The organism is Serratia sp. HNCC26DJ244 (assembly GCF_057180565.1).
The window spans coordinates 39,063-62,405 of the sequence record NZ_JBXUGO010000025.1; the positions used below are offsets into that span (position 1 = coordinate 39,063).

20 protein-coding genes and 1 pseudogene are annotated in these 23,343 nt (G+C 40.5%); 12 read left to right on the forward strand and 9 right to left on the reverse strand.

What is annotated here, in order from left to right; all coding sequences use genetic code 11:
• The first annotated feature begins 2 nt into the window (after window positions 1-2).
• Genes AC2A06_RS16680 through wbaP form a run of 3 tightly spaced genes read left to right on the forward strand, consistent with a single transcriptional unit; the run spans window position 3 to window position 3,621 of the window.
• On the forward strand, window positions 3-1,232 hold the full coding sequence (locus AC2A06_RS16680; RefSeq protein WP_484381014.1) for an O-antigen polymerase: 1,230 nt from the start codon (window positions 3-5) through the stop codon (window positions 1,230-1,232).
• Between the two features lie 16 nt (window positions 1,233-1,248).
• A complete protein-coding gene (locus tag AC2A06_RS16685) occupies window positions 1,249-2,163 on the forward strand; it encodes a glycosyltransferase family 2 protein (RefSeq protein ID WP_484381015.1) in 915 nt (304 codons plus the stop codon).
• 24 nt (window positions 2,164-2,187) lie between these two features.
• A complete protein-coding gene (gene wbaP, locus AC2A06_RS16690; protein WP_484381016.1) occupies window positions 2,188-3,621 on the forward strand; it encodes an undecaprenyl-phosphate galactose phosphotransferase WbaP in 1,434 nt (477 codons plus the stop codon).
• Window positions 3,622-3,779: 158 nt separating this feature from the next.
• Here the strand turns inward: wbaP and AC2A06_RS16695 are convergent, their stop codons facing one another.
• A complete protein-coding gene (locus AC2A06_RS16695) occupies window positions 3,780-5,366 on the reverse strand; it encodes a TerC family protein (RefSeq protein WP_484381017.1) in 1,587 nt (528 codons plus the stop codon).
• A gap of 516 nt (window positions 5,367-5,882) precedes the next feature.
• Between AC2A06_RS16695 and galE the strand changes: the two genes are divergently transcribed.
• The 9 genes from galE to gndA all read left to right on the forward strand — a co-directional run bounded on the left by galE (window position 5,883) and on the right by gndA (window position 16,019).
• The gene (galE, locus tag AC2A06_RS16700) at window positions 5,883-6,902 is read left to right on the forward strand and encodes a UDP-glucose 4-epimerase GalE (protein WP_473195599.1); all 1,020 of its coding nucleotides are present in this window, start codon (window positions 5,883-5,885) and stop codon (window positions 6,900-6,902) included.
• Between the two features lie 320 nt (window positions 6,903-7,222).
• Window positions 7,223-8,092 (forward strand): glucose-1-phosphate thymidylyltransferase RfbA, encoded by an 870-nt coding sequence (gene rfbA / locus AC2A06_RS16705; RefSeq protein ID WP_484381018.1) that lies wholly within the window; start codon window positions 7,223-7,225, stop codon window positions 8,090-8,092.
• Between the two features lies 1 nt (window position 8,093).
• Window positions 8,094-8,630 carry a dTDP-4-dehydrorhamnose 3,5-epimerase gene (rfbC, locus tag AC2A06_RS16710; protein ID WP_473195597.1) on the forward strand — a complete coding sequence of 179 codons (537 nt, stop codon included), beginning with the start codon at window positions 8,094-8,096 and terminating at the stop codon, window positions 8,628-8,630.
• Window positions 8,627-9,490: a dTDP-4-dehydrorhamnose reductase gene (gene rfbD, locus AC2A06_RS16715; RefSeq protein ID WP_484381019.1), complete on the forward strand. Its 864-nt coding sequence runs from the start codon at window positions 8,627-8,629 to the stop codon at window positions 9,488-9,490. Before rfbC ends, rfbD begins: the two co-directional genes overlap by 4 nt.
• A 178-nt stretch (window positions 9,491-9,668) precedes the next feature.
• Complete coding sequence (locus AC2A06_RS16720) at window positions 9,669-10,601, forward strand: glycosyltransferase family 2 protein (protein WP_484381020.1); 933 nt, start codon at window positions 9,669-9,671, stop codon at window positions 10,599-10,601.
• A 14-nt stretch (window positions 10,602-10,615) separates the two neighbouring features.
• Window positions 10,616-11,458 (forward strand): glycosyltransferase, encoded by an 843-nt coding sequence (locus AC2A06_RS16725; protein WP_484381021.1) that lies wholly within the window; start codon window positions 10,616-10,618, stop codon window positions 11,456-11,458.
• 1 nt (window position 11,459) lies between these two features.
• Window positions 11,460-12,983, forward strand: coding sequence for a hypothetical protein (locus tag AC2A06_RS16730; protein ID WP_484381022.1), 1,524 nt, complete (start codon window positions 11,460-11,462; stop codon window positions 12,981-12,983).
• On the forward strand, window positions 12,976-14,208 hold the full coding sequence (locus AC2A06_RS16735) for an oligosaccharide flippase family protein (protein ID WP_484381023.1): 1,233 nt from the start codon (window positions 12,976-12,978) through the stop codon (window positions 14,206-14,208). The genes AC2A06_RS16730 and AC2A06_RS16735 overlap by 8 nt, the downstream gene beginning before the upstream one ends.
• 404 nt (window positions 14,209-14,612) lie before the next feature.
• Window positions 14,613-16,019, forward strand: a complete 1,407-nt coding sequence (gene gndA, locus AC2A06_RS16740) for an NADP-dependent phosphogluconate dehydrogenase (RefSeq protein ID WP_484381024.1) — start codon at window positions 14,613-14,615, stop codon at window positions 16,017-16,019.
• A gap of 396 nt (window positions 16,020-16,415) precedes the next feature.
• Here the strand turns inward: gndA and AC2A06_RS16745 are convergent, their stop codons facing one another.
• From AC2A06_RS16745 to AC2A06_RS16780, 8 genes and pseudogenes are all read right to left on the reverse strand, one after another.
• Complete coding sequence (locus AC2A06_RS16745) at window positions 16,416-17,816, reverse strand: hypothetical protein (RefSeq protein ID WP_484381025.1); 1,401 nt, start codon at window positions 17,814-17,816, stop codon at window positions 16,416-16,418.
• A gap of 36 nt (window positions 17,817-17,852) precedes the next feature.
• Entirely contained in the window at window positions 17,853-18,665 is an 813-nt protein-coding gene (locus tag AC2A06_RS16750) for a glycosyltransferase family 2 protein (protein WP_484381026.1), read from the reverse strand.
• 23 nt (window positions 18,666-18,688) lie between these two features.
• Complete coding sequence (locus tag AC2A06_RS16755; protein WP_023492830.1) at window positions 18,689-19,045, reverse strand: EamA family transporter; 357 nt, start codon at window positions 19,043-19,045, stop codon at window positions 18,689-18,691.
• Window positions 19,042-19,878 (reverse strand): sugar phosphate isomerase/epimerase family protein, encoded by an 837-nt coding sequence (locus AC2A06_RS16760; protein ID WP_484381027.1) that lies wholly within the window; start codon window positions 19,876-19,878, stop codon window positions 19,042-19,044. Before AC2A06_RS16760 ends, AC2A06_RS16755 begins: the two co-directional genes overlap by 4 nt.
• A complete protein-coding gene (locus AC2A06_RS16765; protein ID WP_484381028.1) occupies window positions 19,875-20,669 on the reverse strand; it encodes an NAD-dependent epimerase/dehydratase family protein in 795 nt (264 codons plus the stop codon). Before AC2A06_RS16765 ends, AC2A06_RS16760 begins: the two co-directional genes overlap by 4 nt.
• Before the next feature lie 41 nt (window positions 20,670-20,710).
• A complete protein-coding gene (locus AC2A06_RS16770; RefSeq protein ID WP_484381029.1) occupies window positions 20,711-21,721 on the reverse strand; it encodes a glycosyltransferase family protein in 1,011 nt (336 codons plus the stop codon).
• Between the two features lie 16 nt (window positions 21,722-21,737).
• Complete coding sequence (locus tag AC2A06_RS16775) at window positions 21,738-22,856, reverse strand: FAD-dependent oxidoreductase (protein ID WP_037386142.1); 1,119 nt, start codon at window positions 22,854-22,856, stop codon at window positions 21,738-21,740.
• 248 nt (window positions 22,857-23,104) lie between these two features.
• Window positions 23,105-23,343: pseudogene (locus tag AC2A06_RS16780) on the reverse strand (transposase); the annotation flags it as partial.

Consider the following 23,343-nt stretch of genomic DNA (forward strand, 5'->3'; position numbering starts at 1 on the left):
TGATGTACAATGAAAAGACGTTCGAAATTGAAATTTATAAAAAAAAGATTTTTATAAACCCATCATTAATGCTTGCATGGGCATGGGGTTTGGTTTCTTTTTTATATATTTTATCTTTATCACCAAGATTGTATTTTTCGATAGGTGATGTTTTAAGCGTCTCTATCGCTGTAATTATACCTGCTCTGGTTTCATATTACGCTATTATTATAATAATAAAATTGCTTGGCGGAAAAAAAACAGTAATGGTATTACGTTTTGGTGAGTACGAGCTAAGCCGTGTTAAATATTTATTTTATTTATTAATTTCACTGTCAATACTTGAGTTTGCTATTGAGGGATATATTCCTTTGCTTGCTAAGATAAGAGGGGCAAATGTCAGTCACTTTGATTTTGGAATTACTTCAGTACATGGTTTATTGATGGCTGGGTTTCTCAGTTTATCAACTATATCTATAGTTTTGTTTCAGAAAACTAAAGATAAATTATATTTGTGGATTATAGGGTATACATTTCTGTGGGCTGTTTTAATAGTCAGTAGAAAAATATTTATGGTTGGCATTACACAGTGGGTATTTGTATATTTAACATTAAATTATGTTAATTTTTCTAAGTTTATGAAGGTGTTATTAATTAGTTTGATAGTTATTGTGATTTTTGGTGTTGTTGGTGATATCAGAAGTGGTGCAGGGCATATTAACGAGCTAGGTGGATTTGCTAGTGACAGTATTATAGAAATGGTACCAGGGTTTAACTGGGTATATTTGTACATGACGACACCCCTGCATAATATAGTCTATGTGACCCAAAATGTACTACCTGAGTATAACTTATTTTTTAGTCGTACATTTAGCTCATTAGTACCGAGTGTTGTACTAGACATGATTAATGGCGGAAATTCTCGTTATGATTTTGCAGCTGCAGCCTCAAAGACAGGATCTTGGTTTGAAAGTGAAGCTTTCAACGTATCAACCGGGATGTTGAAACCCTATATTGATAATGGCTGGCTCGGTATAAATATTTTGATGGCATTTCTCGGTCTAGTCTCAGGAATTATCTATTCTAGAGGGAAAACTGCACTTGCATTCTTTTCTTTAATTACTATATCTACAGCAAGCGTATTATCAATATATTCTGATAATTTTACAAATTTGAATTTTATAGGGCAGTTTATCTTTTACTTCTTTATTTTTGTGAAGATTAAAATTAACGGGAAAGTGATTTTTAGCTAGTTTTTAAGGTCTGTTTATGAAAGTAATGCTATTTATACCAACTTATAATGCAGTAAACGGTGGTCATTGGTTAGAGCTTTTAAACTCTATACAGCAGCAAGCGATTACACCATATAAAATTGTCATTGTTGATTCGGACTCCGAAGATGCAACTTGTGATATTGCATTAAATTATTCTATTGATGTGGTGAAAATAAAAAAAGAGGAATTTAATCACGGAGGTACAAGGAATCTTGCATTACAAATAGGAGATGAAGCTGATATTATAATTTTTATTACGCAAGACGCTATTCTCAATAACGAATATTCCCTAAAAAAATTAATCGATGCCTTTACTGAAACTGATATTGCTGCTGCGTTTGGAAGACAACTTCCTCATCTTGATGCTAACCCACTAGCTGCACATGCCCGCTATTTTAATTATAAAGAAAATAGTTATATAAGCGAGAAAAAGTCCATTCCAACTATTGGTATTAAAGCTGCCTTTATATCTAACTCTTTTTCAGCTTACCGGTCTTCAATTTTCAAAGAGCTTGGTGGTTTCCCGGACAACACAATCCTTTGCGAAGATATGTTTTTTGCTGCCAAATTAATCATGGCGGGATATAAATTAGCTTATATAGCTGATGCTGAAGTACGTCATTCACATAATTACTCATTTGCAGAAGAGTTTAAGCGTTATTTTGATATTGGTGTTTTTCATTGCAATGAAAAATGGATAAGGGAGTCATTTGGAAGTGCAGGTGGTGAAGGGAAAAAATTCATTATTTCTGAATTTAAATATTTATTAAAGAACTCTCCGAGATTTATACCTAATGCAATAGTCAATAATTTTGCAAAAATATTGGGTTATAAGCTAGGGCAGAATTACACTAGATTACCAGCTAGATTAAGACGAGCATTTAGTATGCATAAGCGTTATTGGGGCTGATTATTTCTATAAAGGAATATCGATATGAGTGCTCATAGTTACTCAAAGAAATTAAATGTTGTTAAGTTTTGTTTGGCACTATCAGATTTTGTATTTTTTGTATTATCTTTAGTTTTAGCGATAGTAATTATTAATGTGCTAGAACCAGATGCAAGTAAGTATCTACCAATATCTGAAATGCCAGCAAGAATACTAACCCACGTTATGCTTGCTTTACTTTGTGTTACTTGGTTTTGGGTTCGCCTACGCCATTATAGTTATAGAAAACCTTTCTGGTTTGAATTAAAAGAAATACTTAGAACACTCTTAATCTTTTCCATTCTTGATCTAGCTTTAGTCGCATTCTCAAAGTGGGAATTCTCTCGTTATGTTTGGTTCTTAACGTGGAGTTCAGCCTTAATATTAGTTCCTCTTTCTCGATCTATAGTTAAGAGGTTGATAAATAAATTTGGAATGTGGAAGAAACATACCATAATTATTGGCTCAGGAAAAAATGCTCGTGATGCTTACTCTGCGCTTCAAAGTGAAGAAGTACTTGGATTCGCAATTCGGGGCTTTTATGCCTGTCAGCAGAAATGTGAAAATGAAATTTTTGGTGTTCCAGTAATTTCTGATGAAGATGAGCTATGGAATAAGTGTGATCCTGAAACCACACAATTTATTGTTGCACTCGAGTATGAAGAGCATGCTTTGCGGGATTTATGGTTGAAGAAACTGGCAAGCCGTACATGCCGTTCTGTTTCTGTAATACCTTCATTACGAGGAGTTCCTCTCTACGGAACTGAAATGTCTTTTATTTACAGTCATGAAGTAATGATTCTACGTGTTAATAATAATTTGGCTAAGAGAACGTCACGCTTTTTAAAAAGATCGTTTGATATTTTGGGGGCTATTTCAATTATTATTTTATTGTCGCCAATTCTTCTTGTTTTAACTTATTTAGTTTCTAAAGATGGTGGAGCGGCTTTTTATGGTCATGAACGAATAGGCCGAAATAGAAAGAAATTCAAATGTCTTAAGTTCCGCTCGATGGTTACTAATTCTCAAGAAGTATTACAGAAACTGTTAGAAAATGATGCTGAAGCTCAACTAGAGTGGGAAAAAGATTTTAAATTGAAAAATGATCCACGTATTACACGTGTTGGAAGTTTCATACGGAAGACCAGCTTGGATGAGTTACCGCAGCTTTTTAACGTCCTAAAAGGTGAGATGAGTTTAGTTGGCCCTCGTCCGGTTATCGAACAGGAATTGGAACGCTATGCTGGCGATGTAGAATATTACCTGATGGTAAAACCAGGCATGACTGGGTTATGGCAAGTTAGTGGCAGAAATGATGTGGATTATGACACTCGTGTATATTTTGACGCTTGGTATGTGAAAAATTGGTCTTTATGGAATGATATTGCAATATTGTTTAAAACAATAAATGTCGTCTTGAAAAGAGATGGAGCATACTAATTGTAAACATCCGGGCAACTCACCTTGCTGGCGTGTTTATCAAGCTTGCTCAATACGTTGCGTTTGTTATCGGAGTATACCTGGGAGCTGACCCAGCAAGCGGCAAGCGCGCTGGGCCAGCTTAGAGATGTGTAGATACCTATCTTCCCTGGGGAGGATCAAAGATCCTCGTCTTCATTGACCGGGAGTTGCGGCGTAATTTTTACTTTCACAATACGATGACTACTAATTTCTAACGGTTCAAATAGGTAATCACCAATTTTGAATTGTTCCCCTTTATTTGGGATGCGTTGGCAGTGTTCCATCAACAACCCCGCCAGGGTGTGATATTCGCGCTTTTCTTCAAGGGGGAGTGGAACATACAGCACTAAATCTTCCATCGGCATATGCCCATTGGCAATCCAACAGCCCTCGGTGGTTTGTTGAATATCGTGGCGGGCATCAATTTCTTCATCCGCTTCTGGCAAATTACCGGCAATGGTTTCCATCACATCCGTCAACGTTACCACCCCTTCGACAGAGCCAAACTCATCGACGACAAACGCAAAATGGGTTTTAGCCTGGCGGAACTGCTCCAGTGCGGAGAGTAACGTCAATTGTTCAGGGAAAATCAGCGGTTGACGTACCAGCGTGCGTAAATTCAACTGAGGTTGCTGCAACTGCTGCTTTAATACATCAATAGTATGGATCACCCCGAGTGGTTCATCTCTGGCACGGTTTTCAGTGACGACAATGCGCGTATGTTGGTTCTTTTCCAGCAGTTTGGTCAGTTTATCTTGCGGATCGTTTAGTCCAAGATACACAACATCATGGCGTGAGGTCATGATGCTACTGACAGTACGCTGGGCCATACCCAGCACACGCTCAATCATATGGCGCTCTTGCTGGTTAAAGATTTCGCCATTGTCGCTGTTGCTGTCCGCCAACAAGTTAGCTGAATGGTTGTCGACTTCTGCCTCTTCATGTTTGCCACTTAACATCCGTAACACGGCTTCAGCTGTACGTTCACGCAGCGGCCGCACTTTTGACAGAAAACGGCGGCGATTAAATTGGGCAAGCTGATTTAATGCTTCGATCATTACCGAGAAACCGATGGCCGCATAGAGATAGCCTTTGGGAATAGAGTAACCAAACCCTTCAGCAACCAGACTAAAGCCAATCATCAGCAGAAAACTCAGGCAGAGAATAACGATGGTGGGGTGAGCATTGACAAAACGGGTCAGTGGTTTACTGGCCAATAACATCAAGCCGATGGCGATACAGACGGCAATCATCATCACTGCCAATTCTTCCACCATGCCGACAGCTGTAATGACGGCATCTAGTGAAAATACTGCATCCAGCACCACAATCTGTGCCACGACCGGCCAGAAACGCGCACCTTTCTGTGGGCCGTGGTGGTTATCATCTTTGCCTTCTAGCCGCTCGTTTAACTCCATAGTGGCTTTAAACAGCAGGAATAGCCCACCAATCAGCATAATCAGGTCGCGACCACTGAAATGGTGGCCGACAGCAAAAAAGAGTGGTTTGGTTAGCGTAGCCAACCAGGAGATTGAGGCCAACAGCGCCAAACGCATCAGCAGCGCCAGTAATAAACCGATGACACGAGCTTTATCACGTTGTTTTTTGGGTAATTTTTCCGCCAGAATGGCGATGAATATCAGGTTGTCAATCCCTAAGACAATTTCCAACACAACCAATGTGGCTAAGCCAGCCCAAATTGTTGGATCTGCGATCCATTCCATACGCCTAATTTCACCTTGTAGTTAAACGGTAAACAGTTAAACGGCAAATGCCGCACTCAGCATGATGGAGGTTGAAGGCGGGGATTTCAACTTTTAATCACAGATTAACGACAGTGGTTAAAAACGTGGAATATCACTCATTGTCGCTCAAGATACAGGCGGAAACATTGTATATTGAGCTAACGTAGTTTCTTAAATCGAAGAACGGTATATACTTGTTGCCTTGCATGTGTCAGGTCGATAGGTCTCAGCCAAAACAATGGGGATCTCACGCTGTTTATGGGCTACATGTAACTTGTTGTATGACAAGCCGGTAATTAAATATTTCTACAGCGCATTGGTAGCTGAAAGCCAAGGGCGGTAGCGTGTGAAAATCAGTATAAGCTTACGAGCAAACGGAAAATTTTAGCCGAAGTGGGTTCAAAGGGTTGTCCGGCGACAACATGATTCCACTTAGGCGTAGGGCGCTACAGGTTCTTGCATCTAGACCTCGGAAAGAGAGATTAAGGAGTAACAATGGCGATTTTAGTCACTGGGGGGGCAGGTTATATTGGTTCCCATACTGTTCTGGCATTGCTGGAACGAGGTGAGGACGTTGTGGTCCTGGACAACCTCTCTAACTCCTCAGAAGAGTCACTGCGGCGAGTAGAACAACTCACCGGCAAGGCGACGATCTTCTATCAAGGCGATGTTCAAGATGCCGAATGTTTAAACCGTATTTTTGATGGACACAGGATCTCATCCGTGATCCACTTTGCCGGGCTAAAAGCTGTTGGTGAGTCAACCCGCAACCCTTTGGAATATTACCAGAACAATGTCACTGGGACATTGGTACTGCTGAATGAAATGCGCCGTGCCGGTGTACACAAATTTATCTTTAGCTCTTCAGCTACGGTGTATGGCGCTAATGCCCCTGTCCCCTATGTTGAAACCACCCAGATTGGTGGTACCACCAGCCCTTATGGCACATCTAAACTGATGGTTGAGCAGATCCTGCAGGATTTCGCCAAAGCTGAACCGCAATTCTCCATTATTGCCTTACGCTATTTTAACCCGGTGGGCGCGCATGAGTCCGGCCTGATTGGTGAAGATCCGAATGGCATCCCTAACAACCTGCTGCCCTACATTTCACAGGTTGCTATTGGCAAATTGGAGACGCTGGGTATTTTTGGTGGTGATTATCCAACCCAAGATGGCACCGGCGTGCGTGATTACATCCATGTAATGGATTTGGCGGAAGGGCACTTGATGGCGATGGACCACCTACGCAAAATCAGCGGCTTTAAGGCCTACAATCTTGGTGCTGGGGTAGGGTACTCAGTACTTGAAATGGTTCATGCGTTCGAAAAAGCCTCAGGTGTAACGATCCCTTACCAGATTTTGCCCCGCCGTGACGGCGACCTGCCAGCATTCTGGGCGGATGCCACACTAGCCGAGAAAGAGCTCGGTTGGGCGGTATCCCGCGGTATTGCCACCATGATGCGTGATACCTGGAACTGGCAGAGTAAGAATCCTAGGGGTTATGGAAGTGTTTGAATGTGTTATTAGAAAACCATTACATGGTACTTGGCTAATGAATCTTGGTGGCATCGAGTAAAAGATGGCTTCTATACACTAAATAATTCGAGTTGCAGGAAGGCAGCACCGCAGACAATTTCCAGGAGCTTACACTGGTAAGTGACTGGGGGGAGCGACAAATCCGCCTAGAGCGGATTTGAACGCCGCTTGCGGCGGCCCCGAAGGGGCGAGGGCCATGGATGGACCTCATAATAATGCCAACACACATGCAACTTGAAGTATCATGAGTATATGCAGCTGAGCGTTTGGGTTTAACCCACTAATTTGGTGATATAAAAATGAAAGGTATTGTTCTAGCGGGGGGGAGTGGTACACGTCTTTACCCTATTACTCGGGGTATATCAAAGCAGTTATTGCCTATATATGATAAACCGATGATCTATTACCCGCTTTCAGTATTGATGCTGGCGGGAATTCGCGACATTCTGATTATATCCACCCCGGAGGACTTGCCATCGTTCAAGCGACTGCTTGGGGATGGCAGTAGGCTAGGTATTTCGTTAAGCTATGCAGAACAGCCAAGCCCGGATGGTTTGGCACAAGCCTTCTTGATTGGTGAAGAGTTTATCAATGGTGATAGTTGTGCCCTAGTGCTGGGGGACAACATCTTTTTTGGTCAGAGCTTTGGGCCAAAACTAACAACCGTAGTGGAGCGTAACCAAGGTGCGACAATATTCGGTTACCAGGTGATGGACCCTGAACGATTTGGTGTTGTGGAGTTTGATGATAATTTCCGTGCACTTTCACTGGAAGAAAAACCAGTAAAACCTAAATCTCACTGGGCTGTAACTGGGCTCTATTTCTATGACCATAATGTTGTCGAATTGGCGAGACAGGTTAAGCCATCTTCCCGGGGAGAATTAGAAATCACCACACTCAACCAAATGTATCTGGAAAGAGGCGAACTTAATGTTGAGTTGCTCGGTCGCGGTTTTGCTTGGCTGGATACCGGTACCCATGACAGCCTGATTGAAGCATCGCAGTTTATTCATACTATCGAAAGCCGCCAAGGCTTGAAAGTGGCTTGCTTGGAAGAGATAGCTTACCGTAAAGGGTGGTTGAGTCGAGAACAAGTTGAAGCTGAAGCTAAATTGCTTGGAAAAACCCTGTATGGGCAGTACCTATCACAACTAATTATGGAGAAGTAGGATGCAAGTCTTGGATACCAAAATCGATGGTGTGAAGATTATTCAACCAAAGGTATTTGGCGATGCGCGCGGTTTTTTCTTGGAGACCTTTGAAAAAAAACGCTATCAGGAAATGCTAAATATTGAACTGGATTTTGTGCAGGATAACCATTCGCGCTCTTCCCATGGTGTGTTGCGTGGGCTGCATTTTCAAAAGGTAAATCCCCAGGGTAAACTAGTGCGAGTAGTGCGTGGTGAAGTGTTTGATGTGGTGGTAGATATACGCCAGGATTCACCCACGTACGGTGTTTGGGAGGGTGTGCTCCTTTCTGAAGAAAATAAAACCCAGTTCTGGGTTCCACCGGGTTTGGCACATGGCTTTGTTGTACTTTCTGATATGGCAGATTTTGAGTATAAGTGCACCGATTATTATAACCCAGCACATGAAGGGTGCCTGCTATGGAATGACCCTGCTGTAGGTATCGAGTGGCCAATTAAGAGCCCGACACTGTCTGAAAAAGATAAACTGGGTAGATTATTTAAGGAGTTAGGCCAATGAAAGTGTTATTGACCGGTTCTAAAGGGCAATTAGGTAATTGCTTTTGTGACCGCCTTCCGGCAGGGTGGCATGTACTGGCAACTGATGTTGATACTCTCGATATCACAGATTTGGCTAAGGTTAAACAGCAGGTAATTGAATATCGGCCAGATGTGATTGTCAATGCGGCAGCTTACACTGCGGTTGATAAAGCTGAGTCTGACCAGCAAATTGCTACCTTGATTAATGAAATTGGCCCTAAAAACTTGGCATTAGCCGCGAATGAAGTTGGTGCTCGTTTGGTCCATGTCTCTACGGATTATGTTTTTGATGGTGAGGCCAAAACACCCTATATAGAAACAGCCATAACTAACCCACTAGGAGTTTATGGCAAAACCAAGTTAGCCGGTGAAATTGCCGTTAGCCAGATTCAACCTGATGCCTTGATTATCCGCACCGCTTGGGTATTTAGTGAGTATGGTAATAATTTTGTGAAGACCATGCTGCGCTTAGGGAAGGAGCGGGATGAGTTAAATGTGGTGGCGGATCAGTTCGGCTGCCCAACCTATGCGGGTGATATTGCCGTAGCAATCATAGAATTATTAAAAAAGAATGCTGATGGGGGAATTTATCACTTCTGTGGTGACAGCCAAGTCGCATGGAATGAGTTTGCAGAGGCAATATTTACATCTGCATTAAAGATGAAGCAATTGCCTAAATTGCCTGTGGTGAAAGCGATAGGGACAGAGCAGTACCCAACACCAGCGAGAAGACCTAAATACTCAGTACTTAACTGTGACAAAATTAAGCAACAGGGTATCGCTCTATCTTGCTGGCGAGACAGAATTGATGCTATTGTGCGCGCAAACATGCAACCCTAAGACCATATCCGTCATACTTTGAGTTGGTTGGCTGCGGTCTACATTCGCAGAAATTTGTTATATAACCAAGCAACTTGGAGTATGAAGAGTATAGAGCAGGCTTACGAAAAACGATGCGCTGAGCGTCGATATCTCGCTCTGTTGGTGTCATTAGATTGCTTACTATTTGGGGTGGTTAGTGTCAGAGCAACAAACTTGTAGTGAACTCCCTTCCGTAACTGAATTTTCCCCTATGCATTATAAGATTTCTGCAGTGATTGTGTCTTATCACCCTGAGTTAGGCAACCTTACCAGGCTGATCGACAGTCTAACTCAGCAACAAGTTTCTTGTGTCTTGGTGGATAATGGCACGTTAGCGCCAGAGGTGGTTGAGCAGTTGTCGCGTTTGGCAACCGTTATCAGACTTGAAGAAAACGTCGGGATTGCGAAGGCGCAGAACATAGGTATTGAGCAAGCATGTCAATGCCATCAGGCTGATATGATTGTATTTTTTGATCAAGACAGCAATGTGAATGATGGTTTTATGGCAAATCTGTCGCATGATTTCCACGTTATTGCCGCGACCCAAAAACTGGCTGCGATCGGCCCCATCTTTACCGATTCACGTTATGGATTTCACTATCCACTCATCAAAGTCAATGCATTGGGATGGCGTACAAAATTACGGCCGGAGACACAACAGGCCCCATTTGAAGTCAGTATGCTCATCTCTTCTGGTTCGCTGATTCCTGTCAGTGTATTGCGCGACGTAGGTTTGATGAATGAATCTTTCTTTATTGACTATGTTGATACCGAATGGTGTCTACGTGCCGTCGCAATGGGTTACAAGATTTATGCTTCAACTTCGGCAAGAATGTCCCATGCTATTGGTGATAGGACGATGAAAGTCTTAGCTTGGCATGTTCCTATGCATTCTGATTTCAGAAGATATTATCGGATACGTAATGGTTTTTTATTAACCAGAATGACGCATATTCCTCCGCTGGTAAAAATTCGTGAAAACGTTTTTAACACCATTCACCAGTTGCTATTGATTATGTCCCAACCAAATAAAAAAACGCACTTCAGAACATGGTATCGTGCTTTTAAAGATGGAATAAGCACAAAATGAGTGAAGGGAATCAAATGGAAAAAAAAATGCCTGTTGTAGCGTCTATTGTGTTGTATAAACATACGCAACAAGAGCTACAACCTACAATAGATTCATTATTAAGTGAAGCTTTAGTAGAAACCATTATTTTAGTTGATAATGCTGATTGTGAATGGGCAGCACACATCAATAACCCGCGTATCGTTTACATCAAGTCTGACAAAAATGGCGGATTTGGCCATGGCCATAACCAAGCGATGGCTGCCTTCCTTGATAAATGTGAATATTTTATTATCTGCAATCCAGATATTGAATTTGATGTCGGCACGGTAGAGACGTTATATCGTTTTGCCAAACAAAACCAACATGCCTTTCTTGCACCGAATGTCATCTACCCAAACGGTGAAAAACAGCGTGTTTGCCGGCTGCTGCCAACACCAGCAAACCTTTTATTACGCCGCTTTGTGCCTTTTTTTGCAAAATTTTTTGATAAAAAGTATGAACTGCATGGTGTCGACGATACACAAAATTTCTTTGCCCCATTTATTTCCGGTTGCTTTATATTTGCGCAAACCGATTTACTGAAGAAAGTACAAGGGTTTGATTCACGATACTTTATGTACCTTGAGGATGTTGATTTGTGTCGTAAAGTATTGGCGTACACTAAGCCAATATTTTGCGCAGGCGCAACGGTGAAGCATGGTTTCGCAAAAGGCTCCTATAAAAACTACAAACTGTTAGGCTACCATATTCAATCTGCCATCCATTATTTTAATAAATGGGGATGGTTCATTGATTCAGAACGCAGTCATATTAATAAAAAATGCTTGGACCAATTACCATCTATTACTGTTCAAGTGAGAAAGGAAAATCAGTAAAATGTTGACAAGTGGATTTGTGAATAAAACTTTTCTAGCTCTATTTTGTACGATTTCTATAATTGCTATTTTATTATTGCCGGTTAATGCTGTCAGTAAGTCATTTGCAGTAGCCGCAGTAGTTAATTTTGCATTTTTCACCTACTATTTCAAAAATTTTTATAATCTACCATCCATCTTTATGAGTATGTTTTTATTTATGATCGGATGCAGTCAAGCACGTTTGACACTAATTGAACAGGATAGTTTCAGCCAATCAACCTGGAATGCCTTGATTAGTGTCATTGTTGTTTGTTACGCAGTGGTATTCTGGTTTATGCTGCGCTATGGGCGGATCGAAAATAGTAAAAAGATGAATGGTGAGTATCGGATCTGTGGTAGGACACTGTTCTGGGCTAACCTAATCTGTATTATTGTGGAAACTGGGCTTTACTGGTTTGCAATTGATAAAATTGGCGCAATACCTCTTTTTGATGACAATGCACGCGCAAATATCATGCCTAAAGTGATTAGTAACTATCTTATGGTATTGCTAGTGCTGCCTATTTTCTTTATTATTTTTAATACAATATATGTCACCGAAACACGGAAATATGGTTATCTTATTTTCAGTGCATATTATTTGCTGTTACTGCTGTTACTGGGTGGACGCATCAATATTTTTATTCCCGTGGTGACTAGTCTATTTTACATACTTATTCAATATTATTTTTTTGAAAAAAATAAATTATCACTTTTGTTTACGGGCTTTTTAACTTTAATGGCTGTCATCATACTGATGGTTTCTATACCGATCATTAGAACTCAGGTTTATTTAAATAATCAACAGCCGGGAGTTAGCAGCACAGATTATTACAAGGCTATTTATAATACTCCAAATCAGAATAGTAAGCCTTTAAATAATGATGTGGCGGTAAATTCAAAAGCTCATGATTCAGAAGCCACAAAAGAATCAGAGCCCGAGTTAGAGAAGGAAGAATTCAAACCCACGATGGTATTGCCGCCTAAAATAATGTCCATTTGGATTAATTTGAGTACCGAGATGCATGCCTTTAATAAATTGGTTATCTATCTTGATAATACAGGAGACTTCCGTAATGGGCGCATGTTATTAACAGGAACCTTCCGCTTTGCGACTAAATTTTTCATGCCGGATGAAACCCTTGATCTGGAAAAAATGGGAGGATATAACTGGATCAACATCATGACCTTTATGCAAAAACCTTATATGGATTTTGGTATGTATGGGGTGGCGGGTTTTATGTTGTTATTTACCAGTATTGGTATGACATTATATAAACGTATGCAGCAGCAGAAAACAGTGGCTAACACACTATTTTATAGTTATTTCTGTATGGCAACGGTATTTATGATTTTTGATAATCACTTCTATTATTCTACGATAATCGTCAATGTTGTGATTTTACTTCTCTTCTTGAGTTTTATGCGCCGAGATTGGTTAGCTATTTTAAAGATATCCAGCCCGCAGAGTGGCCATATAAAGCAGGAAGCGTCGGATGATTAAATACGTTAATCACCCCGTTGTTCGTAACTACCTTTCACTGCTGATGGTACAGGGCGGGAATTTTATTTTCCCGCTGCTGGTTTTTCCTATAATTGGCCGTAATATTGGTGTCGCTCTATTTGGCGATATCATGTTCTGCTACATGATAGCGTTTTATCTTTCCATATTTGTTGATTATGGCTTCAACTTTTCAGCAGTGCGTACTATTGCAAAAATGGACAATCACTATGAGTTATCACGTAGCTTTTATGCGGTAGCCTTTAGTAAACTGTTTTTAACACTGGTGGCCCTATTAGTTATCTCATTGATGACATTCAATTGGGAGAAACTTGCAGTATTGAGTGATTACATACTGATCTCCTCGTTACTTATTGTTGGCTCAATGCTTTCACCTTATTGGTTATTGCAAGGGGTGGGCAAGATGGCCTGGGGAGCGATGATCACGCTGTTGGCAAGGGTTGTCACGTTAGTAACTTTTTTGCTGTTTCCTATCACCGCTACAAGCGCGGCACTGCTGCTTGCTTTCCCCAATTTTTTGGCAGCAGTCGTTATGCTAATGTGGGTTATCAAACGTTATCAGTTGGGTTACCCAAAACTCGTGATACCAAGTGTTGTGGCTAATTTACGTGAAGGTTGGCCAGTATTCATCGCCAATTCAATAACGATGGTGTACTCAGCCAGTAATACTATTTTGTTGGGAATAATTGCTGGTCCAGTTTCTGCTGGGTTATACGGAGCAGCAGAAAGATTAGTGCGTTCTGGTCTAGCAGTGATGGCCCCTTTATGCCAAGCTGCTTATCCGATTATTTGCAGCTATCGCGAGAACGAAAGTGTCAAGCGCAATCGACTGATAAAAAGAGTGCTTGTCTTCAGCACACTTTTTGGTGTCTGCGCTTTTTGGTTTATTAACCAGTTTTCAGCTCAAATTATTACTTTACTATTTGGTGAAAAATTTATTGAAGCGGCCCCTATTCTTGCCGTACTTTCAATGATGCTGTTGATTATCCCGCCGGCAATTGTGCTAGCCCAATTGTTCTTGCTGGCTAATCATCATGATCGTACTTTGCAACGGATTTACATCTGTTGCGCTGCAACTCATTGCATGCATATCTATTTTACGACATACATGTTCGGTGCAATTGGAGCGTCATATTCATTGGTGTTTACTGAATTTTTGGCTACAGCACTGATTATTTACATGAGTAGCAGACTATTAAAAGGTTGATTAATACCCGCCATACTTCAAGTTGCTTGAAACGCTCGTTAAGACCGAGATACCTTGGGCAATCGTTCTGAGGGGCTATGATGAGATACATCCCTGTATCACAACCTACGGACTGACTTAATGTCGTTCATATTCGCTTCTGGCAAATTTGTCGGTGGCTGACGCCGCAACACACCCTTTCCCTAATATCAAGATTGGTTAATCAACTTGAAAGATCGCGGGTATATACGCGGCAAAAATTCGATTTATTCCGCAAAGATCTCACATCACTGAACAATCCCTGACCCGCTAATTTATCTGTACAATACTCATCTTCACGTTATGATATGGTTTTATATTTATTAACTTTAATCAATTATCTCTTTTGTTTTCAACGTTAAAGTTTTTTAAAACAGGAGTTCCTAATGTCCAAACAACAAATCGGCGTTGTCGGCATGGCGGTGATGGGCCGCAATCTGGCACTGAACATTGAAAGCCGTGGTTATACCGTTTCCATCTTTAACCGTTCCGGTGACAAGACTGATGAAGTGATTGCCGAGAATCCAGGCAAAAGTTTAGTGCCATACTACAGCGTGGAAGAATTTGTCGAATCGTTGGAAAAGCCACGCCGCATTTTGCTGATGGTAAAAGCGGGGGATGCGACGGATAAGACCATTGCTTCTTTGACCCCGCATCTGGAAAAGGGCGATATCCTGATTGATGGTGGCAACACCTACTATAAGGACACCATTCGCCGTAATCGTGAACTGTCTGCTCAGGGCTTCAACTTTATTGGTACCGGAGTGTCCGGTGGTGAAGAGGGAGCTTTGAAAGGGCCTTCTATCATGCCTGGCGGCCAGAAAGAAGCCTATGAACTGGTTGCTCCTATCCTGAAGAAAATCGCCGCTGTAGCTGAAGGCGAGCCCTGCGTTGCCTATATCGGCGCTGATGGTGCCGGGCATTATGTGAAGATGGTGCATAACGGTATCGAGTATGGCGATATGCAACTGATCGCAGAGGCTTACTCGTTGCTAAAACAAGCATTGAACTTGAGCAATCAACAACTGGCGGAAACCTTTAGTGAGTGGAATAAAGGCGAATTGAGCAGTTATTTGATTGATATCACGAAGGATATCTTCACCAAGAAAGATGACGAGGGTAAATACCTGGTTGATGTGATCTTGGATGAGGCTGCTAATAAGGGTACCGGTAAATGGACCAGCCAGAGCTCGCTGGATCTGGGCGAACCACTGTCGTTGATCACGGAATCAGTGTTTGCGCGTTATCTCTCTTCATTGAAAGACCAGCGTGTTGCGGCATCTAAAGTGCTAACTGGCCCTAAAGTAACGCCATTTAGCGGTGATAAAGCCGAGTTTTCGGAAAAAGTGCGCCGGGCGCTGTATCTAGGCAAAATCGTGTCTTATGCGCAAGGCTTCTCTCAGTTAAAAGCAGCCTCTGAGGAAAATAATTGGGATTTACATTACGGTGAAATTGCCAAGATTTTCCGTGCTGGGTGCATCATCCGCGCTCAGTTCCTACAAAAAATTACTGATGCTTATGCTGAAAATGCCGACATTGCTAATCTATTGCTGGCGCCTTACTTCAAACAGATTGCCGATGATTATCAGCAGGCACTGCGTGATGTAGTTTCCTATGCGGTGCAGAATGGCATTCCAACGCCAACCTTCTCTGCCGCTATCGCCTACTACGACAGCTACCGCTCTGCTGTGTTACCTGCCAACCTGATCCAGGCGCAGCGTGACTACTTTGGCGCGCATACTTACAAGCGTATTGATAAAGACGGGGTATTTCATACCGAATGGATGAAGTGAACATAAACTGAGGATTTAATTTGCACTGGATTAAATCCAATACTTTTTGAATCTAGCATCCATTATTTTATATTTATTAAACCACTTCGTTGCACGAAGTGGTAATTATTACACCAAGGTAATCCTCCTATCAATCGCTGAACAATCTGACAGAGAGATAGTATTGGCTGAGAAATTATAGTGTAGGATTCTTAATAACAACATGGACTTTAAATTTCTGTATTTACAAATATAGCAGAGAATTTATCAGAAATAAAATATATTGTAGTTAATATATTAACGCAAAAAAGTCGTTTAAAGCAGGATTACGAAAAAAGATGCACCGAGCAAGGATAGACACTGAGTACCTAGCGTCTGTCCTTGGCGGGGCGGTGTTTCGTAATCTTGCCCTGAGTATTAATCTGTACAGTTTATATCATTAATATATTTAGCTGGTACCTTCATTTTAAATTTAGGTACAGGCGGTTCAATTTGTATTAATAAAAACCCGTCAGTTGCTATTTCTGGGTGACATAAACTACTTTTAAATTTATTTGAAGAATTATATTTTAGTGTCGAATTATTTATAACGGAGCCGTTCAGCACATTCATTATATGGAGAATTAAAATAATTATAACCAATGCATATGAAATTTTATTTAAAAAACGTATATTAGATAATTGAGACAATACTATAACGAAGAGAGTGGATGAAATTACATTTATACCCATAAAATATCTATCAGGATATGTTGCCGTATAATCATTAAGAATGCCCGTTAATCCATACCGTCCACTTATAGTGGCTATAGTGTACACTGCCATTACAGAGAATAGAAATATTATAGCATTTTTAGCTTTATCATTTTTAGTGCTTATATATGCAAAGATACACATTGAGAGGAATAGAAAGCTAAACAAAATAGAAGCTAAATCATTAAATTCACTGTACCAAGGGAATATGAAATTATATAATATAGATCTCGCCGTAACCATTTCAATAATATTTTTCGGATTTGGAGTGCCTAATATGCCTCCGTGTCCATCCATATTAGGAATAATGATTAAAAAAAGTAACGATAATGATGTAATTAAAGGCAGAAATTCAAGCAGGGCATGTTTATTTTTTATAAAATATTTTATCCGCAAAGCCAAATAAATACCAGTAACAGCAAAACAAACTGGATTTGTTGCAGCTGCAAGAAATATAAATATATCAAAAATGTATTTGCAATATTTTACCCTGCACTCGCCTCTTAATAAATGGAGGCATACCGAGATGATTGGCATGTAAAATCCAACTTGGACTAAAGTGCCTATACTCTCACTGGTAGATCCGCCAAGGGGAACTAATATAGAAAATAGAAACCCTGCCATTGAAAAGAAACGATTAGAATACATTCTCAAGCATTTATAGATTAATATAGCAACAACAGAATAGAAAGAATATGAAACTATCGCTATGGCTTGTGGTAAAAAATAAAGAGGGCTGCCACTGACTATATAACTAATTTTTGAGGAAATAAAAAGTAAAGCAATGTTGAAGAAAACATAATAATCTGAGCGTGCATGTAAAAATGTGGATATCCAGCCATCACGCAATGCTTTTGCTGTCCATATACCATCTTCTGCATAAACGTTAGCATCTAGGAATGCATAAGGTTCGCGAAAAAATAGGATTGAAAAGCCCAAAAAGAATAGGAATAATATTTTCATTACGTCTTTCATATTATCATCTCTAAGCTCTAGTACTGTCTGAGACAGTTTGTGACTGTTAAAATAATGAATCATTGAATATTTACTTACATCAAAACTCACCTACTAACCTATATTGCTTTAATGTGGAAATGTTAATTATTTTTTTAACTTTATATTATATAAGCCAAAACTTGCCTTAAATAATACGAGAAGAACAGAAATATTACCTTTTACACTACTTATCTTAGTTGGTACTTCTCCTTTAGGATAGCGGCGTATTGTTGCTAGTTCAATGCAACGGTACCCCAACTTCGGTGCGCGATAAGATAGGTAAGCTAATAATTCATATGTCATAAATATATCTCGGAATATAGACATATTCGGGTCAAGTAACATTTTTTTACTATAGGCACGGAAGCCTTGGGTAGTATCTGTCCATTTGAAACCTGACGCGATACTTAATACCGGAGCATGCATAAAGCGTATGGCTAAATCACGTGATTTAGGTGTGTTCTCTGCAATACCACCGTTAAGAAAGCGTGAGGCTTGAACAAAATCAAATCCATTTTTTAATGCAGCAATGAAATTTGGAATGGCTTCGGGATCATCTTTATCATTTCCATCGATCGTGATAATACCTTCATAGTCCTGTTCCAAGGCAAATGCATATGCACAACGTAGTTGGGCACTTAATTTTCCTTCCCCAGTTTTCAATAATAACCCACGAACACCCAAATCTCGTAAGCTGGTCAGTTCTAAAGAACCATCACTACTACCGCCATCAACGATAATAATATCTGCCATATCAGCAATTGCCAGTGCAGCCATACGGCTGAGCAGGCTTTTAATTCGTTCTCCTTCATTGATGACTGGAATAATGACACAATAGTCACTCTTTTTTCCAAGCCATAAGGAAATATCGAACGATGGGACTTGCCATGAATCTTGCTGCTTTGTCAATGTATTCATAATAGTTTCATTCTGTTGTTATTTTAAGCTACGCGCGCAGTGATCAGTGCAACTCCAGCGATAACCAGAGCTATGCCAGCGCCAGTAGTCCAGTGTAATGGTTCATTGAAAATGAGCACTGAAAGTAACGCAACGGAAGCAACAGCACCCGTTGTTAATATTGGATGTGCTACGTTTAATGGAAGATAGGCTAAGGCCGCTGCATAAAGTAAAAATGCTGCCCCATATAAAATTAATCCTAGCCAGAATGGCCAATTAGTTAGTGCAGCCAACGGATCGGTAAAACTCGGAAATTTACGTGGTGGCATCATGGCTAGCTTGATTAATACACTGGCTGATGCATTAGATGCGATACCTAGCAATAGAATCAACCATTTCATATGTTATTCACCTGCAATGCAGGGCGATAATTGGTGATTGTGTGTTGCAGTGCTCGTTCAATAGAGCATAAATGAGGCTCACTTGCTGTTGCTACCATTTCAATAGTGGCCACCGACATGGGCAAATATTGAGCTAATGCGTGATGGATTGCGCTGTGGTTTGTAGTCGTATCTCCAATTGGTAGCAGGTCTGCTTCACTAATATGGATATGACCAATTAAATCTGAATAACAAGGCAGTAGATCATTAATATTTTCGCTGTTAATTGCCATTGCGCCAGTATCCAATTGCATTTTTATTGATGGGTGTTGGATTAACTTAACGATACGTGCTGTTTCTGCAGTGGTGGTCATAAAGTTGGCACCATAGTGCGTCGGGTTTGGTTCTAGACAAATAATTACACCATGCTGTTGTGCAATGTCCGCGAGTTGTTGAAAGAAAGATAGCGCAGTTTCGATGGTTTTTTGCTCACTGAGTCCTGAACAGTCTCTATTACGTGGCGAACCAAAAACGAGACGAGTTGCACCTAAACCCGCTGCAATACGACAAACTGCAGTTAAATGGGATAGCATAGCTTGCTGGCTCTCTTCAGAACCGAATACATTCAACCCCTGTGTGCCGAATAATAGGGCCTGCATCCCAACAATCTCAATATTGTGGTCACCCCACCAATTTTTTACTTTAGCAATATCAGTACTTGATGCACTAATAGGATCAGCGAAATATTTCCCAGGTGCAATATCAATAGCATCTACTTGATATTTATGTAAAAGCTCTACAATGGCATCATCTTCTGCTACATCCCAAGCAATATTAGAAATGGATAATCTCATTTTTTTTCCTCAGTTGCAGATTTCATCGAGATAGGTTCGGACTGAGCATAAGCACGAATCGCTTGTATCGTTTCACGAACACTATATTGATAATTATCTTGGCCACCTAGTATAGATGCATATTGAGATTGCATATCATATGTGGCAGCATCCCCATCAAACTGCTGTTCAAAACTGATGCCAAAGCCTTGCTGAGCAACTTGCGCCACACTTAGCGGTGAACTTGTTAAGTGAACGAGCTTTAATCCGGCTTTCAATGAAGCTTGTATATCGAACCACAAGTTGACCATCGGATAAAATTGAAATACACCGCGACTATCGATTGAATGTAGGTTGTTGCTATTAAGAAAATCAAAAATGATGTTTTTGCGTAGCCCTGGGCCAACTAATCCAGGTAATCGAACTATCAAAAACTGTTCAAAATTATGTTTGACAAATTGCTCCAAACGATAACGATTAAGACCATAAGCATGGAGGTCGGTGGTGTCAACTAAACTTGACTCATTGACGCCAATTGGTGATTTAAAAACATCCACAGTACTGATAAGGATGAACGTTTTACATTTTATTGTTTTTAAATGTGCAATCAGGCTGTCTATTTTTTTACGGTCAGATTCTGGATCTTTGTTGGCTAACCATTTTTGCGCAGGTGCGCCTGCACATACAACGGTATCAAAAATATTATTATCAATATCGCCAATGTTGTTAGAACGATAAAGTGCGTCAAACTTTGTTTGTTTCAGTAGGGTACTACCAACAAACCCCGAAAAACCAATTAAGGCATTTTGCATTATTTTCCACCTGCTTATCTTTGCTATTGGTTGCCGATTGTTTATCGGTCACGGCCCGTTTGAACTTTATTTTTGTATGTACTGCTAGAGTCGCTGAGAACATTAACACGATCCTGGTTGACCATAACAGCACTGTTCTTTTCGAATACAATTGAGTAATCAGCCTGCTCACTGCGATCATCTAATAAGCGGCCAAGGTACTCACCAAAAAAAGCCAGCATGACAAATTGTAGCATAAATAACAGAGACATAAAGAGAACAGTTGTTGTCCACCCCTCAACTACGTGGCCACTAATAATATTGATAGTCACACTGTATACTGCAAAAATGAATGCAGCTAAACTTCCTATCATGCCGATTCCAGACATCCAGCGTAGTGGTCGAGATGAGTTGAATACCATCAAACGCACCAAGTATCGAAAACCACACCAGAAGGATTTTTTTTGCGAGCTGTCTGGCTGTAGTTCGTAACAGTATGAACCACTAGGATAGCCAGTTTTTTGTATTCTTAAATAAAATTGGTGATGGAAACGGCCGGTACTGGTGACTGAGTTAACCGCTCGCCGACTAAGACAACGTAAGCTGGTTGCCTGTGGTGGTAAGTGGTAGTCGATAGCTTGAAGGATTTTATCTGAGATTGAACGAAACAAGCGATAAGCTAATGAAATAGGTTGTTCAGCAACACCCACTACGACATCCATACCTGATTTGCAGCACTCAACGGTACCTGAAATAGCACTGATTGGATCAGTTTGAAGATCGAAAAGTACCACAAAATCACCGATGGCATTTTCAAGACCGGCAGCCCAAGCAACATCATTGTGAACGTAGCCGGCAAGTTGAATATAACGAACGCTGGGGATATGGCGTAACATCGTTTCCATATCATATCCTGGGCTATTTGTTACCCAAGGCCCTTGAATTATAATGACTATTTCATAATCAGAATACAAGCTATCCAAATAAATTTGAATTTGTTTTACTTTTTCTTCTATCCCAACTAACTGTTGGTCAATATTTAATACTACTGAAACAAAAGAGTCACTTTTCACGGCGTTAACACTCCTATCAATCTACAATATGCTGCTTAGTAATCGCATCGATTACATCATATACATTGTCTATTTTTCCCCCCATAATGCAGTGGAACCCAGATAAACCATGATTAGCTCTAAATAATATTGGGCGCGAATCATCAGATTCACTACGAGGTAGCAAGGTTTTCACTTCCCAGAGAGAGCGCTTATACTCACAATCTTCTAGAATGGGTAAGTAGCGCATGGCATCTTTCTTCATATAGTGCCAAGCACTATTTTTTTCGTCTTCATCAAATTTTCTATGAGCATCAACATAAGTGATATGGTCTTTGTCGAACCATTCATAATGTGGGGTATAACGAACGTGACTAAAAGAATGCAACTTAGCAGAGGGGAAGGGCATTACGGAAAAGAATGGACCACACATCACCGTCAAGCCAACTTTTTTCAACTCATCCGGTACATCCACAAGGCACATTTCTGTCATTTCATGCTTAAGAGGGATTAACTCTAGAGTAGAATTTTGCAACATGTAGTTGATATGAGAGTAAGTGCAGTTGAATACATGATCAGCATACATCTCTGCAATTTCACCAGACTGGGTATTTGTGTAGGTAACCATTAAACCGTCTTGGTGCTGGCATACCTTATCGACTGAAACATTGGTCTGATAATTGGCTAAGGATGTTTTCACTCGCTCTAGCATGGCATCGCGAAGTTTCCACGAGTCAAAAGCATATTCGGTAACAGAAAAACAGGCATCTATCATGGCCGGATTAGTGAGCTTTTGTAAGTGAGAGGGGGCTGACTCACAGGATGCGCCAATACGCTCACAAAATTTGGTGAACTGATTAGCTGTCACTTTTCCTAGTTTGCTGCTGATTAAATAGTACTTTTCGAAGTCGGAGTCGATACAATCTCGAAACTCAGCCACAAAACGAGGGAAAGATACGCGAGACCTTAAGGCGGTTAAAATGCTACGAGGATAATGGTAACCATTATGAACGCGTGCTTGATTGTTAAATGATGCCCGAGACATAAAGTTTGACTCTTTTTCAAACAGTTGGACATCATGCCCCCGCTCTGCAAAAAATTCGGCAATATACATGCCGAAAAAACCACCACCTACGATAACAATCTTTTTTTTCATAGCATATCATTCACTTTTTTAAACATTTTTTGATAAAAAAGTATATTCAGCAAAAAAAATTAAGATATCAATAGTATCTATATATCAAGTTAACTTCACCAAATATTGTACTATTTTGAACGTTGTTACGCTGAACAGTCTGACTCAGTTGATTACATATCCTTTTTGTTTGAGGCGCGCTGAGTTGGATTTGATACAGGTGACCATATCACTAGTCACTTTTCTTACACATGAAGTCGTTTTAAGCTTCAGCTTATCCCTATGAAAAAAAAGAATTTAGTGTACTGGAGAGTCATGCCTTTATTGTTTGGATTTATCCGGTGTGCCGTAAAACGCCGTCCTTCAGGGCGAGGATATAAGGCACGGTTTTCTACCTAACTTGGTGTTTGCTGTTGCTCAATGTATTGCCTGATGATGGATATTGGCGATCCGCCGCAGCTACTGGCAAAGTAGCTCGGCGCCCACAGAACACCTTTGTAGTAATACT

Excerpts from the sequence above, each read along its gene's own strand:
- AC2A06_RS16695 (WP_484381017.1), bottom strand. The coding sequence starts at position 5,366 with ATGGAATGGATCGCAGATCCAACAATTTGGGCTGGCTTAGCCACATTG.
- AC2A06_RS16685 (WP_484381015.1), top strand. The coding sequence starts at position 1,249 with ATGAAAGTAATGCTATTTATACCAACTTATAATGCAGTAAACGGTGGT.
- gndA (WP_484381024.1), top strand. The coding sequence starts at position 14,613 with ATGTCCAAACAACAAATCGGCGTTGTCGGCATGGCGGTGATGGGCCGC.
- AC2A06_RS16725 (WP_484381021.1), top strand. The coding sequence starts at position 10,616 with ATGGAAAAAAAAATGCCTGTTGTAGCGTCTATTGTGTTGTATAAACAT.
- rfbD (WP_484381019.1), top strand. The coding sequence starts at position 8,627 with ATGAAAGTGTTATTGACCGGTTCTAAAGGGCAATTAGGTAATTGCTTT.
- AC2A06_RS16765 (WP_484381028.1), bottom strand. The coding sequence starts at position 20,669 with ATGCAAAATGCCTTAATTGGTTTTTCGGGGTTTGTTGGTAGTACCCTA.
- wbaP (WP_484381016.1), top strand. The coding sequence starts at position 2,188 with ATGAGTGCTCATAGTTACTCAAAGAAATTAAATGTTGTTAAGTTTTGT.
- rfbC (WP_473195597.1), top strand. The coding sequence starts at position 8,094 with ATGCAAGTCTTGGATACCAAAATCGATGGTGTGAAGATTATTCAACCA.
- AC2A06_RS16750 (WP_484381026.1), bottom strand. The coding sequence starts at position 18,665 with ATGAATACATTGACAAAGCAGCAAGATTCATGGCAAGTCCCATCGTTC.
- galE (WP_473195599.1), top strand. The coding sequence starts at position 5,883 with ATGGCGATTTTAGTCACTGGGGGGGCAGGTTATATTGGTTCCCATACT.
- AC2A06_RS16760 (WP_484381027.1), bottom strand. The coding sequence starts at position 19,878 with ATGAGATTATCCATTTCTAATATTGCTTGGGATGTAGCAGAAGATGAT.
- AC2A06_RS16680 (WP_484381014.1), top strand. The coding sequence starts at position 3 with ATGTACAATGAAAAGACGTTCGAAATTGAAATTTATAAAAAAAAGATT.
- rfbA (WP_484381018.1), top strand. The coding sequence starts at position 7,223 with ATGAAAGGTATTGTTCTAGCGGGGGGGAGTGGTACACGTCTTTACCCT.
- AC2A06_RS16755 (WP_023492830.1), bottom strand. The coding sequence starts at position 19,045 with ATGAAATGGTTGATTCTATTGCTAGGTATCGCATCTAATGCATCAGCC.
- AC2A06_RS16775 (WP_037386142.1), bottom strand. The coding sequence starts at position 22,856 with ATGAAAAAAAAGATTGTTATCGTAGGTGGTGGTTTTTTCGGCATGTAT.
- AC2A06_RS16730 (WP_484381022.1), top strand. The coding sequence starts at position 11,460 with ATGTTGACAAGTGGATTTGTGAATAAAACTTTTCTAGCTCTATTTTGT.
- AC2A06_RS16735 (WP_484381023.1), top strand. The coding sequence starts at position 12,976 with ATGATTAAATACGTTAATCACCCCGTTGTTCGTAACTACCTTTCACTG.